This is a genomic window from Alteromonas sp. NFXS44, from assembly GCF_040148705.1.
Classification (GTDB): Bacteria; Pseudomonadota; Gammaproteobacteria; order Enterobacterales; family Alteromonadaceae; genus Alteromonas.
In genome coordinates this window covers 173,781-192,439 of the sequence record NZ_JAGDEA010000001.1, presented here as the reverse complement: position 1 = coordinate 192,439, position 18,659 = coordinate 173,781, and the positions used below count along the sequence as shown (strand labels likewise).

15 protein-coding genes are annotated in these 18,659 nt (G+C 49.9%); 8 read left to right on the top strand and 7 right to left on the bottom strand.

The window, feature by feature from the left end; all coding sequences use genetic code 11:
• Positions 1 to 104 precede the first annotated feature (104 nt).
• A complete protein-coding gene (locus J3369_RS00845) occupies positions 105 to 524 on the bottom strand; it encodes an acyl-CoA thioesterase (protein WP_303573277.1) in 420 nt (139 codons plus the stop codon).
• Between the two features lie 290 nt (positions 525 to 814).
• Here J3369_RS00845 and J3369_RS00840 point away from each other — a divergent pair, with 290 nt between their 5' ends.
• Together J3369_RS00840 and J3369_RS00835 are read left to right on the top strand one after the other, a co-directional pair.
• Positions 815 to 1,522, top strand: coding sequence for a Crp/Fnr family transcriptional regulator (locus J3369_RS00840; RefSeq protein WP_303573276.1), 708 nt, complete (start codon positions 815 to 817; stop codon positions 1,520 to 1,522).
• 213 nt (positions 1,523 to 1,735) lie between these two features.
• Positions 1,736 to 2,044, top strand: a complete 309-nt coding sequence (locus J3369_RS00835) for a c-type cytochrome (RefSeq protein WP_303573275.1) — start codon at positions 1,736 to 1,738, stop codon at positions 2,042 to 2,044.
• Positions 2,045 to 2,104: 60 nt separating this feature from the next.
• On the opposite strand, the gene J3369_RS00830 is transcribed toward J3369_RS00835, so the two are convergent.
• Together J3369_RS00830 and J3369_RS00825 are read right to left on the bottom strand one after the other, a co-directional pair.
• Positions 2,105 to 3,523, bottom strand: coding sequence for a sodium/proline symporter (locus J3369_RS00830; protein WP_349582627.1), 1,419 nt, complete (start codon positions 3,521 to 3,523; stop codon positions 2,105 to 2,107).
• A gap of 118 nt (positions 3,524 to 3,641) precedes the next feature.
• Positions 3,642 to 4,487, bottom strand: a complete 846-nt coding sequence (locus J3369_RS00825; protein ID WP_349582624.1) for a cupin domain-containing protein — start codon at positions 4,485 to 4,487, stop codon at positions 3,642 to 3,644.
• Between the two features lie 167 nt (positions 4,488 to 4,654).
• Here J3369_RS00825 and J3369_RS00820 point away from each other — a divergent pair, with 167 nt between their 5' ends.
• The gene (locus J3369_RS00820; RefSeq protein WP_349582621.1) at positions 4,655 to 5,842 is read left to right on the top strand and encodes a CaiB/BaiF CoA transferase family protein; all 1,188 of its coding nucleotides are present in this window, start codon (positions 4,655 to 4,657) and stop codon (positions 5,840 to 5,842) included.
• Between the two features lie 109 nt (positions 5,843 to 5,951).
• Here the strand turns inward: J3369_RS00820 and J3369_RS00815 are convergent, their stop codons facing one another.
• On the bottom strand, positions 5,952 to 6,737 hold the full coding sequence (locus tag J3369_RS00815) for a GntR family transcriptional regulator (RefSeq protein ID WP_349582618.1): 786 nt from the start codon (positions 6,735 to 6,737) through the stop codon (positions 5,952 to 5,954).
• Positions 6,738 to 7,120: 383 nt separating this feature from the next.
• Positions 7,121 to 8,464, bottom strand: a complete 1,344-nt coding sequence (locus J3369_RS00810) for a cytosine permease (protein WP_349582615.1) — start codon at positions 8,462 to 8,464, stop codon at positions 7,121 to 7,123.
• A 218-nt stretch (positions 8,465 to 8,682) separates the two neighbouring features.
• Here J3369_RS00810 and J3369_RS00805 point away from each other — a divergent pair, with 218 nt between their 5' ends.
• The 5 genes from J3369_RS00805 (at position 8,683) to J3369_RS00785 (ending at position 15,129) form a co-directional block, all read left to right on the top strand.
• A complete protein-coding gene (locus J3369_RS00805; protein WP_349582612.1) occupies positions 8,683 to 9,558 on the top strand; it encodes an alpha/beta hydrolase family protein in 876 nt (291 codons plus the stop codon).
• A gap of 25 nt (positions 9,559 to 9,583) precedes the next feature.
• Positions 9,584 to 10,513, top strand: coding sequence for a DUF1838 family protein (locus J3369_RS00800; RefSeq protein WP_349582609.1), 930 nt, complete (start codon positions 9,584 to 9,586; stop codon positions 10,511 to 10,513).
• Complete coding sequence (locus J3369_RS00795) at positions 10,510 to 11,694, top strand: serine hydrolase domain-containing protein (protein WP_349582606.1); 1,185 nt, start codon at positions 10,510 to 10,512, stop codon at positions 11,692 to 11,694. Before J3369_RS00800 ends, J3369_RS00795 begins: the two co-directional genes overlap by 4 nt.
• A gap of 26 nt (positions 11,695 to 11,720) precedes the next feature.
• Positions 11,721 to 13,169: an NAD-dependent succinate-semialdehyde dehydrogenase gene (locus tag J3369_RS00790; RefSeq protein ID WP_349582604.1), complete on the top strand. Its 1,449-nt coding sequence runs from the start codon at positions 11,721 to 11,723 to the stop codon at positions 13,167 to 13,169.
• Between the two features lie 124 nt (positions 13,170 to 13,293).
• Positions 13,294 to 15,129: an alpha/beta fold hydrolase gene (locus J3369_RS00785; protein ID WP_349582601.1), complete on the top strand. Its 1,836-nt coding sequence runs from the start codon at positions 13,294 to 13,296 to the stop codon at positions 15,127 to 15,129.
• A 138-nt stretch (positions 15,130 to 15,267) separates the two neighbouring features.
• Here the strand turns inward: J3369_RS00785 and J3369_RS00780 are convergent, their stop codons facing one another.
• Together J3369_RS00780 and J3369_RS00775 are read right to left on the bottom strand one after the other, a co-directional pair.
• Positions 15,268 to 15,948 (bottom strand): hypothetical protein, encoded by a 681-nt coding sequence (locus J3369_RS00780; protein WP_349582599.1) that lies wholly within the window; start codon positions 15,946 to 15,948, stop codon positions 15,268 to 15,270.
• A 69-nt stretch (positions 15,949 to 16,017) separates the two neighbouring features.
• Complete coding sequence (locus J3369_RS00775) at positions 16,018 to 18,477, bottom strand: TonB-dependent receptor (protein WP_349582596.1); 2,460 nt, start codon at positions 18,475 to 18,477, stop codon at positions 16,018 to 16,020.
• Positions 18,478 to 18,659 lie beyond the last annotated feature (182 nt).

Genomic DNA, 18,659 nt, shown 5'->3' with positions numbered 1-18,659 from the left:
TTTCATACTAAGAAGCTAAATAACTTCCTGTCCTTGACATTTATCAATGCTGAGACAAAAAAATTACGCGCAATCACTAACCCTTTGTATTTAAAGATACAGAATTACTTCCAGTCAGGATTTAACGTAGAAAGTTCTCTGCGGGTCTGCTCTTCGAGGATTTCCAGCGTTTTACCATGGGGAGCCGGACGACGGGTTTCTTTGTCTATTCGTACGAAAACGATATCGTCAGCCTGGCAAATTGACGTCTTTGTCGCCTTATGTCTGACAAGGCAGCTCACCGTAATTGAACTCCGCCCTACGGCAGTTGTTTTAAGGCCAAACTCAACAACATCACCTTGCAATGCCGGACTTTCAAAGCTGATTGCGCCAATATGCTTGGTTACCAGGCTGTTTGTCTCTAGCTGACAAGCCGCGTAAATAGCGGCTTCCTCATCAATCCATTCAAGAATACGACCGCCAAATAACGCGTTGGCATAGTTAAGGTCATTGGGCATGACCAGTCTGCGGGAAAGAAATCTCATTACTACCTCTTGATCTATTGCTATATTTTTATAGCATAAAGATCATCTCAGGTTTTGGCAATGTCAGAACTTGGGGAATTATTCTGCTCCAAAATAGTGCACAACGCCCCAATTAAAAACATTGACATATCATTATGTTTTAACATATTAATAACAAACATGGTGTACAGGCGCGATTATAACGCGATTTTTGTGCGGTTATTCAGACTGGCGTAAATTATGCTGTAACCGGTCTATGTAAAGTTGGTGAGTTTGACAATTTCGAGCTCAACCTGAATGAGGTTTACAAGATGTCGACGATATTTATTCCCAAACACATCCGGCCGGTCCACTCGCAGCCTGCATACAGCGGCAGCGTGTTGTTCAATGATATGACACCAAACGAACTTGAACAACTGGACATGTGTGCAGAACAAACAAAATGTGGTTCAGGTGAGTACCTTTTCAGGCAACATGATCGTTCGGTGAATGTATTCAACGTTATCAGCGGCACAGTTTCCATAGAACGGGTTTCCAATAATGGCCGCAGACAAATTCTGGGATTTCTCTTCCCCGGCGACTTTGTTGGTGTGACCAGCTCACCGTGCTACGACTACGCAGTCCGCAGTCTGACCAAAGCTGAATTCTATCGCTTTAACCGCAAGAAGCTGTACGACCTGGCAGAAGAAATGCCACACCTGAAAACGAACCTGACCGAGATTAACTCCCGAATTCTGAACCGTACCATTGATCAGTTGTATATTCTGGGGCAGAAGAAAGCTCATGAAAGACTGTGTTTCCTGTTTATGCACCTGCTCGAAAGGCTGCCGGGCGCAAGACCTGACCGCATCGAATTGTATATGACCCGTCAGGATATTGCTGACTTCCTTGGGCTGACAACAGAAACAGTGAGCCGCTCACTGGCAAAGCTGAAGCAGGATAAGCTGATTGCTGTACCTTCGTTAAACCACTTGCAGATCCTGGATATGGAAGCGGTGAGCGAAATGGCCTCAACCTGATATTTCATTCCCTTTAAGCAGATGCAGTGTAAAAGCACTGCTCTGCTGCCCGCCTTTTTTTTGATAATAGTCATAGAGTCTGACGGACGGTCTTCATACTATCTAATACAGAAGCCACCACTGATTTTTCAATTATTGTCGTTCAGGTTTTCCTGACCTGTGGTTTAAAAATAAAAAACTGACAATGAATGACCCCGAAGACTGGAGTAACCTATGAAACAAGCTAAGCATGCCCTGCTTGCAGCCGTTCTGTCATGCACGGTGAGTGTATCTGCTTTTGCTGCGGATGCTGAAAAAGGAAAAGCCAAAGCCACCATTTGCGCCAGCTGTCATGGTGCTCAAGGGATCAGCCCGAGCCCTTTATGGCCGAACCTGGCGGGTCAAAAGGCCCCGTATCTGGAGAAGCAACTGAAAGCCTTTCGTGACGGAACACGTAAAGATCCCATGATGGGCCCCATGGCGAAGCCATTGTCAGATGAAGACATCGCTAATATTTCAGCCTACTTCGCTGCTATGAAATAACACTGTACACTGCCGGGTCTGCAACAGAGCCGGCATATTTATAAGCACTTTAATTCTTTTCTATTTCACCAACGCGACCCGAGATTTTCCGCTCATTATCAGCAATATAACCGTAGCTAACAGAAACGGGCCCGCACGTTGTAATAAATCCCCGGGCGTGTGCGGCATCATGCTGAACACAAAAGTGGAAAGACAGCCTGCCAGCATTGCGCCTACTACACCGTTTTTGGCGATTTTTCTGCCCGAGAGAGAGACAATAATAACCGGACCGAAAGCTGCACCAATCATATTCCAGGCAAAAATAACCCTGTCAAAAATACTGCTTGGCAGCGAGATAGCCAGCATAACTGCGGCCGTTGCCAGCACAGTCATGGTAATTCTGGACATAAGAAGCGGTTTGTTTTTAATAAACCTTCCGGCGCCGAGATCATGCACAACGCAAGCGGCCGCCACCAACAACATGCTGTCTACCGTCGACATAATGGCTGACAGCACGGCTGCCAGCACAATGGCACCTGTGACACCGGGCAGAAGATCAGAGGTGAGCGCAAAGAAAAGAGTTTCCGGGTTATCCAGCTCCGGCAGAAGTGTTCGCCCTGCCAGTCCCAGCAAACACATACCGCCAAATACCAGCGCAAACCAGAACACACTTAGCACACTGGCCTGACGGAGTGCCTTTTTACTTTTCAATGCCATAAAACGGTTGAGTAAATGAGGTTGACCAAACGTACCAAGTCCCACGGCAATACTACCTGCAACCGTACCCAGTGCCATCCATCCCGCGTTGGCTCCCGTAAATGAAAGCCAGTCTTCAGAAGGCGGGGAAGCGAGAATTGCCTGAAAACCCTCTGCGCCGCCTACGGCAATCCATGACATCACCGGAAGCAGAATGGCGGCAAACAACATGAGAATTCCCTGAATGGTATCTGTCAGACTTACCGCCCAGAAGCCACCTAGCAGGGTGTAAATCAGTATGATTGTGCCGCCCAGTAAGATACTGCCTGAAGAGGACATGGAAAACGTACTTTCAAACACATTACCCGCCCCCTGAAATTGCGATGACATATAAATGATAAAACAGAAGAGAATGATCAGGGTGGCAATGGCCTTTATGCGGCTGGCGTCGTTTTTTGAGGCACCGTCAGCCATGAAGTCGACGACCGTGAGTTGACATTTTCTGGCAGTGACCTCCATCAGACGCGGAGCAATCCAGAACCAGGAAATGGCTGCACCGGCGACGGCCCCTGCAGCAACCCATACAGCGGTCAGTCCTATTGTATAGGCCAGACCGCTCATGCCGAGTAACGTCCACGCAGAAGCAGAACTGGAACCGTAGCTTATGGCCGCAACAACAGGACCGAGTTGACGGCCACCCAGAAAGTAGTCTTCCTGGTCCTTATTCAGGTGCTGTGCCCACAGACCCACAGCAAGCAGGACGCACTTGTAAACAATTAAAGTGATAAGGATAGTTGTGCTCATGATGTTCACTCCCTGATGTGCACAAGGGAAAAGGAAGAAAGCGAGGCTTCCCCATCATGCTATTGCTGCGCGTCCTTCAGCGCTTTGATAATTGTCAGTTCTCCCGGCAACCCCTCCTTCAGTAGTTGGGCGGAGGAGTAAAACGCGACTGCCGCATCATCCAGTCAGGCAAGACCGGCTGGTAGGCCTGATTGTAATTAAATCCGTGCTGGACTTCAGACCACTGATTCACGTGCTCACCGCCTACAAACCGGATAAGAGACAAACTACCGCCCCGTGTACCAAACGGACCGTGAGGAATATGCGGCGGCCGCCAGAAGTAAGCGCCCGGATACATGGTCCCCACATGGCCGGTAAGGTCACCATGTAATTGATAAGCTTCTTCCGGCGTGGGATGCGACTCCTGCGCACCGTGAAAATTAACCGGGTGCGACTGGGGAGACGTCATAAATAAAAAAGTACGCTGACCTGTGACCGGGTCAATGCGCAAATTCTTACGGGCAAACCCGAGATGGGTCAGTTTGATGTCGTGCACGCTGCTGTCCCAGGACATCCGGTAAGTGTCGAGACAAGGTATCGCTTCACGTCCCTCTGCCCGTTCTTTTGCCCCGCCGGCATCCTCTGCCAGGGGTACCGGAGCGTGATCAAAGAAACGCAAAATCACTGCATCTTCAGGTACGTATAGCTTATTGCGTTGGAATCCGGCAGGAAAGAAGCCATAACACCCCGGAGAATAAACAAAGTGATTAAGGTAAAAGCAACCATGTAATACATAAAACTCTTCGTTACAGGCCAGCGCATGCGGAGCCGGATTCTGATAGCCGGCGGGATACTTTTGCAATTGTGTTCTGCCACCGCTGTCTGTATCGATACTCAGCAACTTGCGCTCTGTACCTTCAAAGCATTCATCGTATTCCCAGGCTAATTCCTGAGCCTGTATAAATTCCACGTAGTCTCTTGCCATCACTTAATAACCTTATTTTTATACTTCATTTGTACTGTGCCACGGTCATTACCTGGCTGATTTGCGCCAAATCAAAAGTTATATTGATAACACATTAATAATTTTACTTGTTGATTAAGATATATTGTTATAGCATTTATAATTATTATCAGAAAACGGAAAAGACTGTGAGTGAAACTGCCGGAACAACGATGCCTTTAAAAGACTTAGTCGTCGTTGAATTTACGCACATGGTAATGGGGCCGACAACGGGCCTTGTATTAGCAGATCTTGGCGCAAAAGTGACTAAGATTGAGCCTCCCGGCGGAGATAAAACCCGTCGCCTGAAAGGCTCCGGCGCCGGCTATTTCCCGATGTACAACAGAAACAAGCGCAGTCTGTGTATTGACCTTAAATCTGATGAAGGCAAAGCCGTCGCGCAAACGCTGATCAGTAAGGCCGATATTCTCATTGAGAACTTCAGACCCGGAGCAATGGACAAGCTGGGCTTTGGTTACGAAGCCATGAAAGTGCTTAATCCGGGACTCATCTACTGCTCTTTGAAAGGCTTTCTGAAAGGCCCTTACGAAAACCGCACCGCGCTGGATGAAGTGACCCAGATGATGGGCGGACTGGCTTACATGACAGGTCTGCCCGACCGGCCAATGCGGGCCGGTTCATCAGTCATTGATATAACCGGCGGCATGTTCGGCGTCATTGGTGTGCTGTCGGCTTTGCACGAGCGGGAAAAAACCGGCAAAGGCCGGCACATTACCAGCTCATTGTTTGAAACCACTGCCTTCATGGTAGGCCAGCATATGGCGCAACAAACCGTGCTGGGAGAAGAGCCGCCTCCAATGTCAGTGCGACGCAGCGCCTGGTCGGTTTACGACATTTTCCATTGCAAAAATGAAGAACGGGTATTCATAGGCGTCGTCAGCGACACCTTATGGCAAAAGTTCTGCGAAGAATTCGAACTGCATGATTTTGCTACCGATGAAAGGCTGAGCAAAAACAACGACCGGGTTAAATACCGTGATGAGATTTTGCCTGTGATCAGTGCCATGTTCGCTGAACTGGATAAAACCACTTTGATGGCAAAACTGGAGCGGGCTGGTATTCCCTTCTCACCCATTAATAAGCCATCAGATCTGTTTGAAGATCCTCACCTGAACTGTGGCGGCTTACTTGAAGTTACGACCACAGAAGGTAAGGCCAAACTCCCTGCACTGCCTGTTGAATTCGACGGCGAGCGCACAGCACTGCACCTCGATTTGCCTGCTGAGGGCAAAGACACGGTAGAAGTATTAAGTGAAGCCGGATTCAGTAAAGAGGAAATTGAAAGATTATTGAAACAGGAAGTCGTCATTAATTAACTGTACAGCGTTCCCAAGCTTAGTCAGCCTTGCTGAAACAAGCACTCCCGAGCAACAGATTCTGTTGTTCTCCGTTCAGGGGCATGAATAATGCCCCTGTTTTTTAACGCTAGTCGTTAATTTCCATACTCATCTGATACTGGAAAATGGCGGGGTTGTAACTGCCCTGCATAATATCCACCAGCTTTCCGTTTGCGTCGTACGAGCGTCTTGATACCACAAGCAGCGGACTGAACTCTTTAAGATTTAACTCTTTCGCTACATCAGCGGGAGCGGCTTCTGCACTGATAAACTGATCGATACGGGACAATACTGTGCCCTGCTTTTTCAACAGTTCAATACGGGTGTGCTTTTGCAGCGCTTTTTCAGAGAACGTATCACTGTTTGTCAGTGTCCAGCTGACGTAGTAAGCAAACGGAAGCTTTTCATCTTCGGTGAGTCTTACCCGCACCAGACGACAGGCCGTTTCACCTTCCGTTAAGCCAAGATCATCACGGACATCAGCTGGCGGTACACGGTCAGCAATGTGGATCACTTTTGCAATCGTGTGGCGACCCATGGTTTCAATGGACTCAAGCATGCCCGTCAGCGGCGCTTTTACCGGCTTGGGTTTGTATTTATACGTGACCGTTGTGCCACGGCCACGACGACGCTCTACCAGCTTTTCTGAGGCCAGTTCGTCCATGGCCCGTTTTACGGTGATTCTCGACAGACCAAAGGCTTCACCCAGTTCGTGTTCCGTTGGCAATTGCGCGCCATAACTGATGGTGCCGTCTACAATTTGTTCTTTCAGTAAGCTGTACAACTTATGATACAGAGGCGTAGGACCGTCCCATTCTAACCCCTGCTGTGCCTCAAACTGCTTCAGTATTTCAATAATGGAAGATTTATCCAAAGTGAATCTCCTGTCCGTGCCGTTCATATACCACGTGTTTCAGCACTGTTTTCTATCTTAACCGCGTGTCATCTATGACCGCGATTGTACATGTGAGCTGACGGATAACCTATATCCGGCTGCAACCTGACGTTTATAACGGATAGTTTCGGCCTGAATACTATCATGACATCTCTACAAGAGCATAATGATAGGTCATTCAAACTTAAGAGGACACAAAGACAACCTTGAATCACAGCGCATCCTGCGCTAAATAACGGATTTAACAACAATCAGTATGGTTATTTGACTTAAAAACAGATGTTTAGCCAGATCAGCATAAACGATGATGCCTGCTAAATATACATTTATATCATTTAGCAGGCGTATGTATATTTGCAGGATCAGGCAAGCTGAGGTTTTTTCGCCGCAAGGACTTTTGCCACTACACTCAGCACAAAATAGCTGATCATAGACATGAGTAACCCGTACAGCGACGGAAACAGCACATCTGACAGGGGCAACACTACATGATAGGTAATGGCTGTCGCACAGGCTGCACCGATAAGATAAGCCATGACCGCCAGCGGATTCCACTTATGCAGATGGTCCAGTTTTTCAGGATTAAAGCGCTTCCGGTTAACCAGATAATAGTCGACGATAACAGGGCCAATTACCGGTGGAACCAGCGCTGCCAGCAAATTAATCCATTCCAGGAAATACTGATAAACACCCAGTCCGAGTATGGTTCCGGCCAGTCCGCACAGTAATGTTGTTACCCGTTTAGGACGCTTAAATACACTGGCTGTTTGCACGGCAGGCAAATACAAATTGGTATCGCCTGTGGTCCACAGCGCAAGACTCATGGCAATCAGACCGAAAAAGCCAATCCAGGGACCCTGCTGGAGCATGTAGGTGGTGAATTCGTAAGTACCGGAAACAATCCCGCCCATGGAGCCGATGATTTGCAGAAACCACTGTGAAATAATTAAAACCACAAACGGAATAGCAATCGCCACCCACGCCTTGCGTGCAAACCGGGTGTAATCTGCCATCACGATAGCGCCAACTATCCAGGAGCCCACCACCAGATTCACAGCATCATACATACTCATGGGCGACTTTGCGGCCTGCTGTTCAGAAAGCGCAAAAAATGCCTGCCAGCCACCGGTGGTATCAATGTTCAGCCACGTAGCATAAATGCCCACTGCCACCAACATCAGCACTGAAGGCATACTGACTTTTTCAAGCGCTGCAACACCCATATACGTTGTGCCGGTAAACAGAATGCCGGCGCCAATCGCAACAAGATAAAAGGTGACAGAGTCGAATGACTGCGCCCAGGCAAAACCGAACGCGCCTACGGTAATACCCTGCCAGCCGATGGTTAACAGTGCGACAAAGAGCACGGGAATATATGCGCCAATATTGCCGTAGGTAAAACGGTATAACAGCCCCGAATTACACGCAGTTTTGTAGCCGATATAACCTACCAGTGCACCAATGACAAAGTTCATCCCGTTACCCAGAAATGAAGCCGTGAGCAAATCGGGGGTAAACGCCAGACCTTTCCCCAGTGCGCCGCCGGTCAGCAAACCGGTAACCAGAAATCCCCAGCCAAAAGCCAGCGCCAGCAAAGGCATAGCGTTGCGTCTTTGTGAGGGAGTTAAGGGCAGATGAGGATTGTCATCACTTTGTGCTTCTTCTGTGGCATCCAGCGTCCACCACTGTTTTAGTTTATTTAGCATTTTTGGTCTCCGGAACGGGTCGCCAGATTAAGGCGACATGCTCATAAGCTAATCAAAAGCCTTCGCACCGGGCATTAACAAATGTCAAAGAGCCCGCAAGAGTTTTGTGCTTATTGTGTCTGTACTGCCAGCCCCTGCTGTTAATTGATAATTGTCATAGGCACTGCGGGCTAACCACGTAATATGAGACAGTCGACAAACCTGATCCGGAGTCCCCTATGAAGTCACCCGTGCAACCCGCCAAGTTGATCCACTTCGCCTGTTTGCTTGTGTTGCTGCTCACATCCAATGCTTTCGCAGCGGCAAAGCCTGAAACCCTGACTCTGCAAACTCACGGACGTGACGTACAAATCTGGCACTGGACACCTGCTGCAAAGGCAAAAGGTATCATTCTGTTTTCCCATGGTGCTGCCTCTGCGCCACTTCAATATGTGAGAATAATCGAACCCTGGGTCGATGCCGGTTACGAAGTCTATGCACCGCTGCATGTGGATTCTGTGGAGCATCCCCGCACCAGTGAGTTCCAGGGTCTGGCGTCGTGGAGCGCAAGATTACAGGACATGCAACTGCTGGCAGACGAGTTCGGCAGCGGGGGATACATTGCTGCCGGCCACAGTTACGGCGCGCTGACCGCGCTGGTAAAAGGTGGCGCTACCGGCCTGCTCCCGGACGGCGTGGATAATCCTGACGATCCGCGGGTATCGGTGGTGCTGGCATTCTCGCCCCCTGCTGCTATTCCGGGATTCATTGAAAAAGCCGGTTATGCCACGCTGAGCAAACCGGCACTTATTCAAACCGGCACAAAGGATATTCTCAGTGAGAAAATGTCCTGGGAAACCCACCTTGATGCCTGGCATGCCGCTCCGGCATCAGGCGACCGCTACGCACTGGTTCTGGACGATGTAGACCACTACTTCGGCGGAGCAATCTGCCGTTCCGACTTACCCGGCCCCATGCAACTTGAACAACTGCAACTTGCGGTAGATACCAGCCTTAACATGCTGACTGCTTATAACAGCAGCAATAACCAGGCAGATTCAGCGCTGAATAAATCGCTGGGTGAACATCCGCCAATGCAACTCTCCCGAAAGTAAGCTTCGTAAAACAAGGATGAAAACAATGAAACATCTGCCAGCAAGACGTAAAGCAATAAAACAACTCGGTGGTCTGGGTGTATCGGCGATGGCAGTGGGTGCAGTCCCGGCCTTTGCTTCGTCAGCAGAGAAAGGAAGCCTCAGAGCGCAACTTGACCTGTCTACGCCGGAGAAACGCGCTGAAATTACCACAAAGATAATGGGAAGCACCGGCGAAGAAGAAAAACATACCTTCTTGCGGTTTCACATTTACGGCTACATGGGCGAAAACGTCGTACCGTTTTTTTCGATGAACAATTATGTGGTGCAGTACTGGAAACCGGACAGCAAGCCCGGACACTACCACCTGAAGCACTATGAAACCGGCTATTACACCGAATTCGACACAGACAAGCCCATCACGCAATGGACGAACCCGGTCAGCGGTGAAAAGATTGATTTGGAGACTTTTATCCTTGGTCCCATCGGCAGGCTTTACACGCCTGAGGGCATTATTGCCCCCGGCATTGCCCCTCAGCCACTGCGAGTCAATGTGATAGGCGACCGGGTTTACGTGCCCACCCAATCCATCGAAGCCTTTCCGAATATGTTTCAACCGGGAGAGTGGCCTGAATATTCCAGCGGCGAAAAGGTGTTCTGGGATTCCATGTCTACCTACTCCGCGCCACTGTCTGAGGTACTTGACCCGTCCAGAAAATCGGTGAAAGCAGAAATTCACATGCAGAACCTCACCAGTTGGCAACCCTTCCTGCGCCTTGGTCAACTGGAAGGACGCAGTATGGCAAGAGCCTTCGGACAACACATCAACGGTTTTAGTGATTTATCTGACGACGTATATGCAGGATTCAAAAAGTACACGCCGGATATTTTCGATACCGCAAACTGGCAGGATGTACGCTTTGACTCAATAGACTTCTACAATAAAGCGCTGGCTGAAAAGAAGGCGTCATCATGAAGCCCGCAGGTTTGGTTGCATCATTGTTGCTGATGACTACCGGCGCGCTGTCAGCAGAACCGGATTACGACAAGCTCTATCTTGAACGTTTCAACCAGGTGATGGCTGACGGCGGCATGATGCTTAATTACAGCCCGATGGAAAAAGTGGCCGGCGCAACACCTTACACACCCTTGCCGGTTGCAGAAGCTGATGAAAAGCGCATATCGCAGAAGGCGCTGGATGCCGCAGCCAACTATGCGCAAAAGAACAACTCATCAGCGCTGCTTGTCTGGAAAGACGGAAAAATACAGTACGCGGGTTATTACAACGGCTACGATGCCGGTTCGCAAATTGTATCAAAATCATTGTCAAAGCCCCTGACCGCTATCACCATCGGGCGGGCTATAAAGTTAGGATTTATCGGTTCTGTTGATCAGTCTGTTGCAGAATTTATTCCTGAGTGGAAAGGCACCGCAAAGGCAGCGGTTAAAATAAGACACCTGCTCAATATGCATTCAGGATTATTACCCCAGGGCTACAGTACCGATCCGGCTCACCCCTGGAACACGGCATATCTCTCTTATCAGCATGGCGACGTACTGATTAACGATTACCCGCTGGTGGCTGAGCCCGGCACCACTTACGGATACAACAATGCCACTGCCGAACTGGTGGCCATCGTTATTGAGCGAGCAACAGGCCAGCGTTATGCCGATTTTCTGAGCAATGAAGTACTTGCCCCACTTGGTGCGGCGGGCGGAGAAATCTGGGTAGACCGTAAAGGCGGCCTGGCCCATTCCGGCTGTTGTATGACACTGCCGGCAGAAACCTGGCTAAGACTGGCTGTTTTACTGTTAAACAACGGCAAAGCCGGTGAAACACAATTGTTGCCAAAAGACTATGTTCAGACCATGACCGCGCCGTCAGATCACAACCCGCATTATGGTCTGGGAGTCTGGCTGGGACATCCGTACAAGCCTCGCCGGGGCTATACCGGAGAAGACGGGCCGGGACCGAAGGTACTCCACAGTGAACCTTACACCGATCCGAAGCTGTATTTATTTGACGGGAACGCCAATCAGGTGGTGTACATCATGCCATCTTTTAACACGGTCGTGTTGCGAACAGGTGCCAAACCGCCCCGTCAGCCCGAATGGGACAACAGTGTATTGCCGAACCTGATTGCCGCCGGACTGTAGTAATTTTTAATTAAACGGACACGAATATGAAACTGACTGATATCGCCATTTTTAAGCAAGCTTGCCTGATCAACGGTGCATGGATAACCGCTGAGGAGTCTTTGCCGGTAAATAACCCGGCAACCGGTGAAGAAGCCGGTCGCGTGCCTTTGCTGAGTGCTGATCAGGTAAATGATGCCATCACGTCAGCCAGCGAAGCGTGGAAAACGTGGAAGAAGGTTCCCGCATCAACCCGCGGAGACATTGTGCGTAAATGGTACGAACTCATTGTTAAACATACCGATGAACTTGCCACCATTATGACCACAGAACAGGGTAAACCCCTGGCCGAAGCCAAAGGCGAAATTGCCTATGCTGCCAGCTACGTTAAATGGTTTGCTGAAGAAGCCATGCGCATTCAGGGTGAGATCCTGCCTGCAGCTGCGGCCAATACCCATATTCGTGTTTCACGTGATCCGGTTGGCGTATGTGCAGCAGTCACCCCCTGGAACTTCCCGGCAGCAATGATCACCCGCAAAGTAGCGCCTGCACTTGCAGCCGGCTGTACAATTCTGGTGAAACCCGCCAGCCAGACCCCGCTGACGGCGCTGGCACTGGCGGAACTGTCTGTGCAAGCCGGTGTACCTGATGGTGTATTCCAGGTCTTAACCGGCAAAGCCAGTGTTATCGGCGATGCTTTTTGCACGAACCCGCTGGTCAGAAAGCTCACTTTCACCGGCTCAACGGAAATCGGCGCACAACTGATGGCGCAATGTGCAGGCGATGTGAAAAAGCTCTCACTGGAGCTCGGCGGTAATGCGCCTTTCATCGTGTTCGAAGATGCCAATATAGAGAAAGCCGTTGAGGGCCTGTTAAAAGCTAAATTCCGCAATGCTGGCCAAACCTGTATTTCGCCGAACCGTGTGTATGTTCACAATAGCGTGAAAGATGCATTCCAGACTCAACTCAGTGAAAAAGTGGCCGCCCTTAAAATTGGTAACGGACTGGAAGAAGGCACCGAAATTGGCCCGCTAATCGACAGCAAAGGCGTGGATAAGGTGGAAGAACACGTGAAGCAGGCTGTTGCAGCCGGTGCTAAAGTACTCACCGGCGGAGAACGCTTACCCTTTGGTGACAACTGGTACGCACCTACGGTACTCACCGGTGTTCCCCGTGATGCCCAGTGCGCCTGCGAGGAAACCTTCGGACCACTGGTCCCAATCATCAGCTTTGATACAGAAGACGAAGTACTGGGTTACGCCAATGACACACCGTTTGGTCTGGCAGCGTATTTTTATACCGATAACCTGCACCGTGCACAACGTGTAGCAGATGCTATTGAGTCTGGCATGGTGGGCATTAACACCGGCGTTATTTCAGCCGCTAATGCGCCGTTTGGCGGGATTAAAGCCAGCGGGATTGGCCGTGAAGGCGCCCACGTTGGTCTGGAAGAATACCTGGAAATGAAATACCAGTGCTATGTTATTGAAGAGTAACTCTGGCACGTTCTGAATTACCCGCGCCTGCCTGTAAGGCAGGCGCAATATTTTGACTATTATCAATGCCCGCAACACCCTGAACACCTACTGTTAGGCAACGTTTTTTCTGCAGGAAATGACATTGCCAGCGATACTAAGCCACTACATTAATATTCCCGACGGTCAGCTTCATTACCGTGAAATCAGGCCGCTCAAGGTAGCTGAAGATCAGTTGCCGGTGATACTGTTGCACCGCACACCTGCTTGCTCTTCATCATTTGAAAAAGTGATGCAGATTGCCGGTGAGCATTTGCATATGATTGCTTTTGATACACCGGGTTTTGGTAACTCTTTCGTACCGGATAAGGCATCGCCGGAAACAACGGATTACGCAAACTGGTTTCTGTCAGCCCTGTCGATGTTAAATATCGACCGGTTCCATCTGGCGGCACATCATTCCGGTACCCACTTCGCCACAGAAATGGCTGTTCTTGCACCGCAAAAAGTCGCCTCGCTGTTACTCTCCGGCGTTATTTACGAACCGGATGCAGCAAACCGCAAAAAAATGCGTGCAGACATTGGTGATGCGCCTGTAATCGACAACGCCGGACGCTACATCACAGACAGCTTTACACTGATGAAAGCCCTGTGTCCGGCCTACGATGCACATCTGGTCCATACCGAAACGCTGGGCGCCATTACACATCTGAAAGGCCGCAATCAGGCATTTGATGCCATTTACAATCAGGACTTTCCGGCGGTATTCAGCAAGGTCACCTGCCCCGTCATGATTGCTCAGGCCAGCGATGATCCGTTAACCCTTAACGGCATGCTTGAGACCATTAAAAAAGATCACCCTCAGGTAAATACCCGCATCACCGGCGCTGCATTTCTCGCTGCGCCGGAAAAGCAACCAGGCGATTTTTGCCGTGCACTTTTTGAATTAACTCACACTACCGGACACACCATGAATTACACAAAATATTTATATCAAAGGCAGGATGACAGCTTCACGCTTTCTGCTGTGGAATCACCCCTCCCTTCACCGGGTCCGGGCGAAGTACTGGTTAAGATCAGCGCCGTATCACTTAACCGCCGCGACGCCTCCATTCGCGATCTCTCCTACCCCGTACAGGCCGACGAATTCGTCCCATTTTCTGATGCTGCTGGTGTTGTTGTGGAAACCGGCAGCGACATCACACAATGGAAAGCGGGAGACCGGGTCACCTCCAGTTTCTTTCAGCAATGGTCAGGTGGCAGATTAAACCTCACCGCCATGTTTTCCGCACTGGGCGCTGGTGCCAATGGCGTACTTGCCCAATACGCTTTGCTGAGTGAAGAGGGAGTGGTAGCCACACCTGCACGCTGGAGTGATGAGCAGGCTGCCTGCACGCCCTGTGCTGCCACTACCGCCTGGCGGGCACTGGTAACCCTTGGCAACATTCAGGAAGGTGACACCGTACTCGTCATCGGCACCGGTGGCGTGGCGACGTTTGCCGTACAAATCGCAGCAGCAAAAGGTGCGGTACCCATTGTCATTTCGTCCTCAGACGAAAAGCTTGCACAGGTAAAACAACTGGGGGCAGCCCACGGCATTAACTACAAATCCACGCCGGAATGGTCTGAAGAAGTCAGAAAAATCACTAAAGGGGCCGGCGTCAATCATGTGGTAGAACTGGGCGGTGCAGGTACCATGGCACAATCTGTTGCCAGCCTTGCCATCAACGGTCATCTTGCTGTTATCGGTGCACTGGACGGTTTCGGCGGAACCATTGATGTGCAACCTCTCATCTTTGGCGCTCTGCAGGTCAGTGCGGTCATGGTAGGTTCAAGAGCAGACCACGAAGCGGTGCTGAATTTCATGTCAGAACATGGGGTACTGCCTCTTATCGACAGCCAGTTCGACATCACTGATATTGAAGCGGCGTTTACCAAAATGAATACCGGCGCCTTCGGGAAAATCGTTATCCGTCTCTGAGCTACCCGCGCCTCCGGGGGCGCAGAAATAAAAATGCCGGTGGGAAAACCCCACCGGCAAGAGGCTCAAATAACAAATGTTATTTGACGGGAAACCTTCATAAAACGGTTATCATAAGCACACAGAATCGCTGTGTACTTACAGGTTATCCGCTACACGAAACTGTCCGTCTGCTTCACGGACAACGGTAACGGTTGCGTTGTATACCGTCTCTAATTGCTTTAAAAGCGCCTGCTTTTCACTGCCCGGTAATTTAACGCCGTTAAACACTGACAGCCCGCGCAGTGCGCCCGCCGCATTTCCGGCTTCAACGGGTTGCAAGCCCATATTCACAACAATCCTGGCATTATTTTGCGGGTAACTGATGAGCATCCGGTAAGAGGTATCACCGGTTATTTTGTCACTCACAGTGTAGAACGCAGAACTCCCGTCCAGAGGTGTGGTAATGGTTTTAACCGGTGCCCCGGCGACAGCCTGCTCTTCTGCAACACCCTTGCTGTCAAGGGACGCACGGGTTGTCTGAACCATGTGCACACCGCTCTTTGCAGGGATATCCAGCCCGATAGCGGCACCGTTAAAATAGCCGGCAGGATAGAACTTATCTTCGGTGGTGATCACCTCATCATCCTTTACAGCGATGGTCACAACGCTTTCATAGTCCGGAATTTTGACAGCAAATTTTCCGTCCATGTACATGTTATGACTATGCCAGACACCTTCACTGAGTTGCCAGAATGCAGGCAGTTCTGCCTGAGCCTGTATGGTCAGGCAAAAAATGCTACCGGCGATGGCAGTAATAAGTTGCACTGCTTTTTTCATATTAATCGACCCTGTGAACGGAACGACGCTGGCCGGATGCGCCTGACGGTACATCCGGACATGTCATTATCAGAATTCGTAACTCGCGCGGATCCCAACTTCTCTTGGCATAATAGGGTCAACCACTGCACCCTGTGTGGCAAAGAAGTTTGGCATGGCGCTGAAGTCGGTAAGACGACGACCTGTTGCCCATCCCTCTTTGTCAGTACAGTTATTACAGTAAAGCTCTACGGATACGCCATTGTCAGTACCAATCAGTTTTGCCCGCAGATTCAGCAGGGTATAGCCCTCAATGGTGGTAAGGTTCAGCTCATCCGTATAAGTTTTGCTTCTGAAGGTGGTATCTGCACGCAGGGCATAATCCCACTCTGCATTCAGTCTGTTCTGCCAGGTGATACCTATAGCACCGCTATGCGCCGGAGACCGTGGAAGTGTATTTCCGTCTGCTTTGTAGAATGTGCCGTAAGGCAGACCCAGCGCACTTCTGAAAGAGTTACTGTTGTAACTGTCGTACTCAGAGCTGGTGTAACCGTAAGCGAACTGAATGTTGAGGTTGTCACTGGCTGACCAGCGACCTTCAAGCTCAATACCTGTCTGCGTACTTGAGCCGGTCATAGTAGGCGTCAGAAAATAAGATGTGCCTGTGCTGGTTCCGGTAAAGGTATAGAGGCCGGTAGACTTCATGCCTTCCCATTGCTGATGGAAACCAACCAGTGAGTACCATAAAGCGCCATCCAGAACAGACTGTTTCCAACCCAGTTCATAGGACTTAATCGTTTCTTCTTCCGTCTCTGTTTCGATATTAGGATTCTCAGCTAAAAACTCCGCGGCATCATCTGCATCCATTGAATCAAACATACTGTTGTAAGCACCCGGCAACATGGCTTCTGAGTAGGTCAGGAACACATTCGCGTCATCCATTGGTGAAAGCAGCAGACTGATACGTGGCAGGATGCCGTCGAAAGACAATTCAGCAGAAGGCGATAGGGTGCCTTCGGTGAAACCGGAGCGGTTGTCTGTGGTGTCATCCTGATAGCGCGCTTCGACTACCAGCGTGGCCCAGTCAGTAAAGTCATATTCAGCTGAACCGAAGATACCCAGCGTTTCAATTTTAGTTGCGTCGAGGTAACTGGTACCGAAGCCGAACAGCATGCCGCCATAGTAACCATTAAATACGTTCCAGCCACCGTCAACATCACCCATCTGATCGATCACTGAATAGTTAACCCCGGCCATAGCACGGAAATTATCGTTGTTGTCGTAGTTCAGACGACCTTCTGCAGACCAGGATTCCAGTTCCAGATAGGTTTGTACGATCCACGCCTGTGCGTCAGTTTGATCAGCATCTCTGATTTGCGTGGTGGATTTGTGGCTGTAACCCGCCAGACCATCAAAGGAGAAGTTTTCATCAATGAAGTAGGATGCTTCGGTAGAGAACACCAGCATGTCAGAACGCAGTCCGATATGGTCCAGAGACGGGGTATCTCCTCCTTCCGGGCGCATTGCGAGTAATTCGCTCATGCTATAGGTACCGTCCTCCAGCGCATCACCATACTGAGTTTGTCCGGCTACAGTTACGTCATAAAAACGGGTGTTGCTGCTTACTGTGGTGTACGGCAACGAACCGGATAACCATGGTGTCGCCCACGTAGCTTCAACAGTACCGTTGTTTGTTTGTGCACTGAACGTGTCACCGACGGAAATATTGCTATTTTCTGAATACTTTACGAACGTTGATGCTGGCGCACCGTCATCATCCTGAGAATAAGCGATACGGCTTTTTACCGATAAGTTTTCTGTGGGTGTCATGGCCAGAATTAACGACACACCCGTGGTCTTTTCAGCACCCAGTTCACCGCCGTCAGTGGCAGTAAAAGGCGCACCCTGCTCGCGGTTAAACACAGTCAGGCGGGAAGACACATTCTCCGACAACGCACCTTCAACATAAGCATTAAATTCATTGCTGCCGAATGTCGGACTGAAGCCTCCTGAAATCTGGCCGCTGAACTCGTCGCCGGGCGTTACCGTGGTATAGTTGATGGCACCGCCGAAGGTGCCGCGTCCAAAGTAGACTGGCTGCGGGCCGCGTAACACCTCAACCTGAGCGATATCTGAGAATGACACTGAGCTTTCGCCCCCCAGCACAGCAACACCGTCAACAAAGAAGCCGCCGGTCTGGTTTGTCGGGGTAGATATGGCAATGTCCATACCACGGAAACGGATGCCGGGGTTAAAGCGGCCGGGTTGAGAGTTACCCACATTCTGGAAATCCAGGTTGGGTGTGAAGTTTGCCAGCGATTCCAGCTCGGTTAATCCTGACTCCTGCAAATCTTTACTGGTAAACGCTTTAACAGACAGCGGTACTTCGATGATGGTTTCATCCCGTTTTCTCGCTTTAACAACAACCTGCTCGTATTTATTATCGTCGGCTTTCTTTTCTTCTGTTTGCGCAATGGCTGATGCCACCGGCGACATTGCAAAAACCATCCCCGCTGCACTTAAAGCGTATTTTTTGTTCCATGAATACATGTTTCCCACCTCACTTGATACCTGTTGTTATTTGGCTTTTTACACGGCTAATCATTATTTTTGACGGTACTTTTTTTAAACGGTCAAAGCACCTTGTTGAACAGATTATCGCCAGCAAAACGGGGACTCATTAACAAATATCAAAAAACAGCAAGATTATGAAATTGACTAATAAACATCAT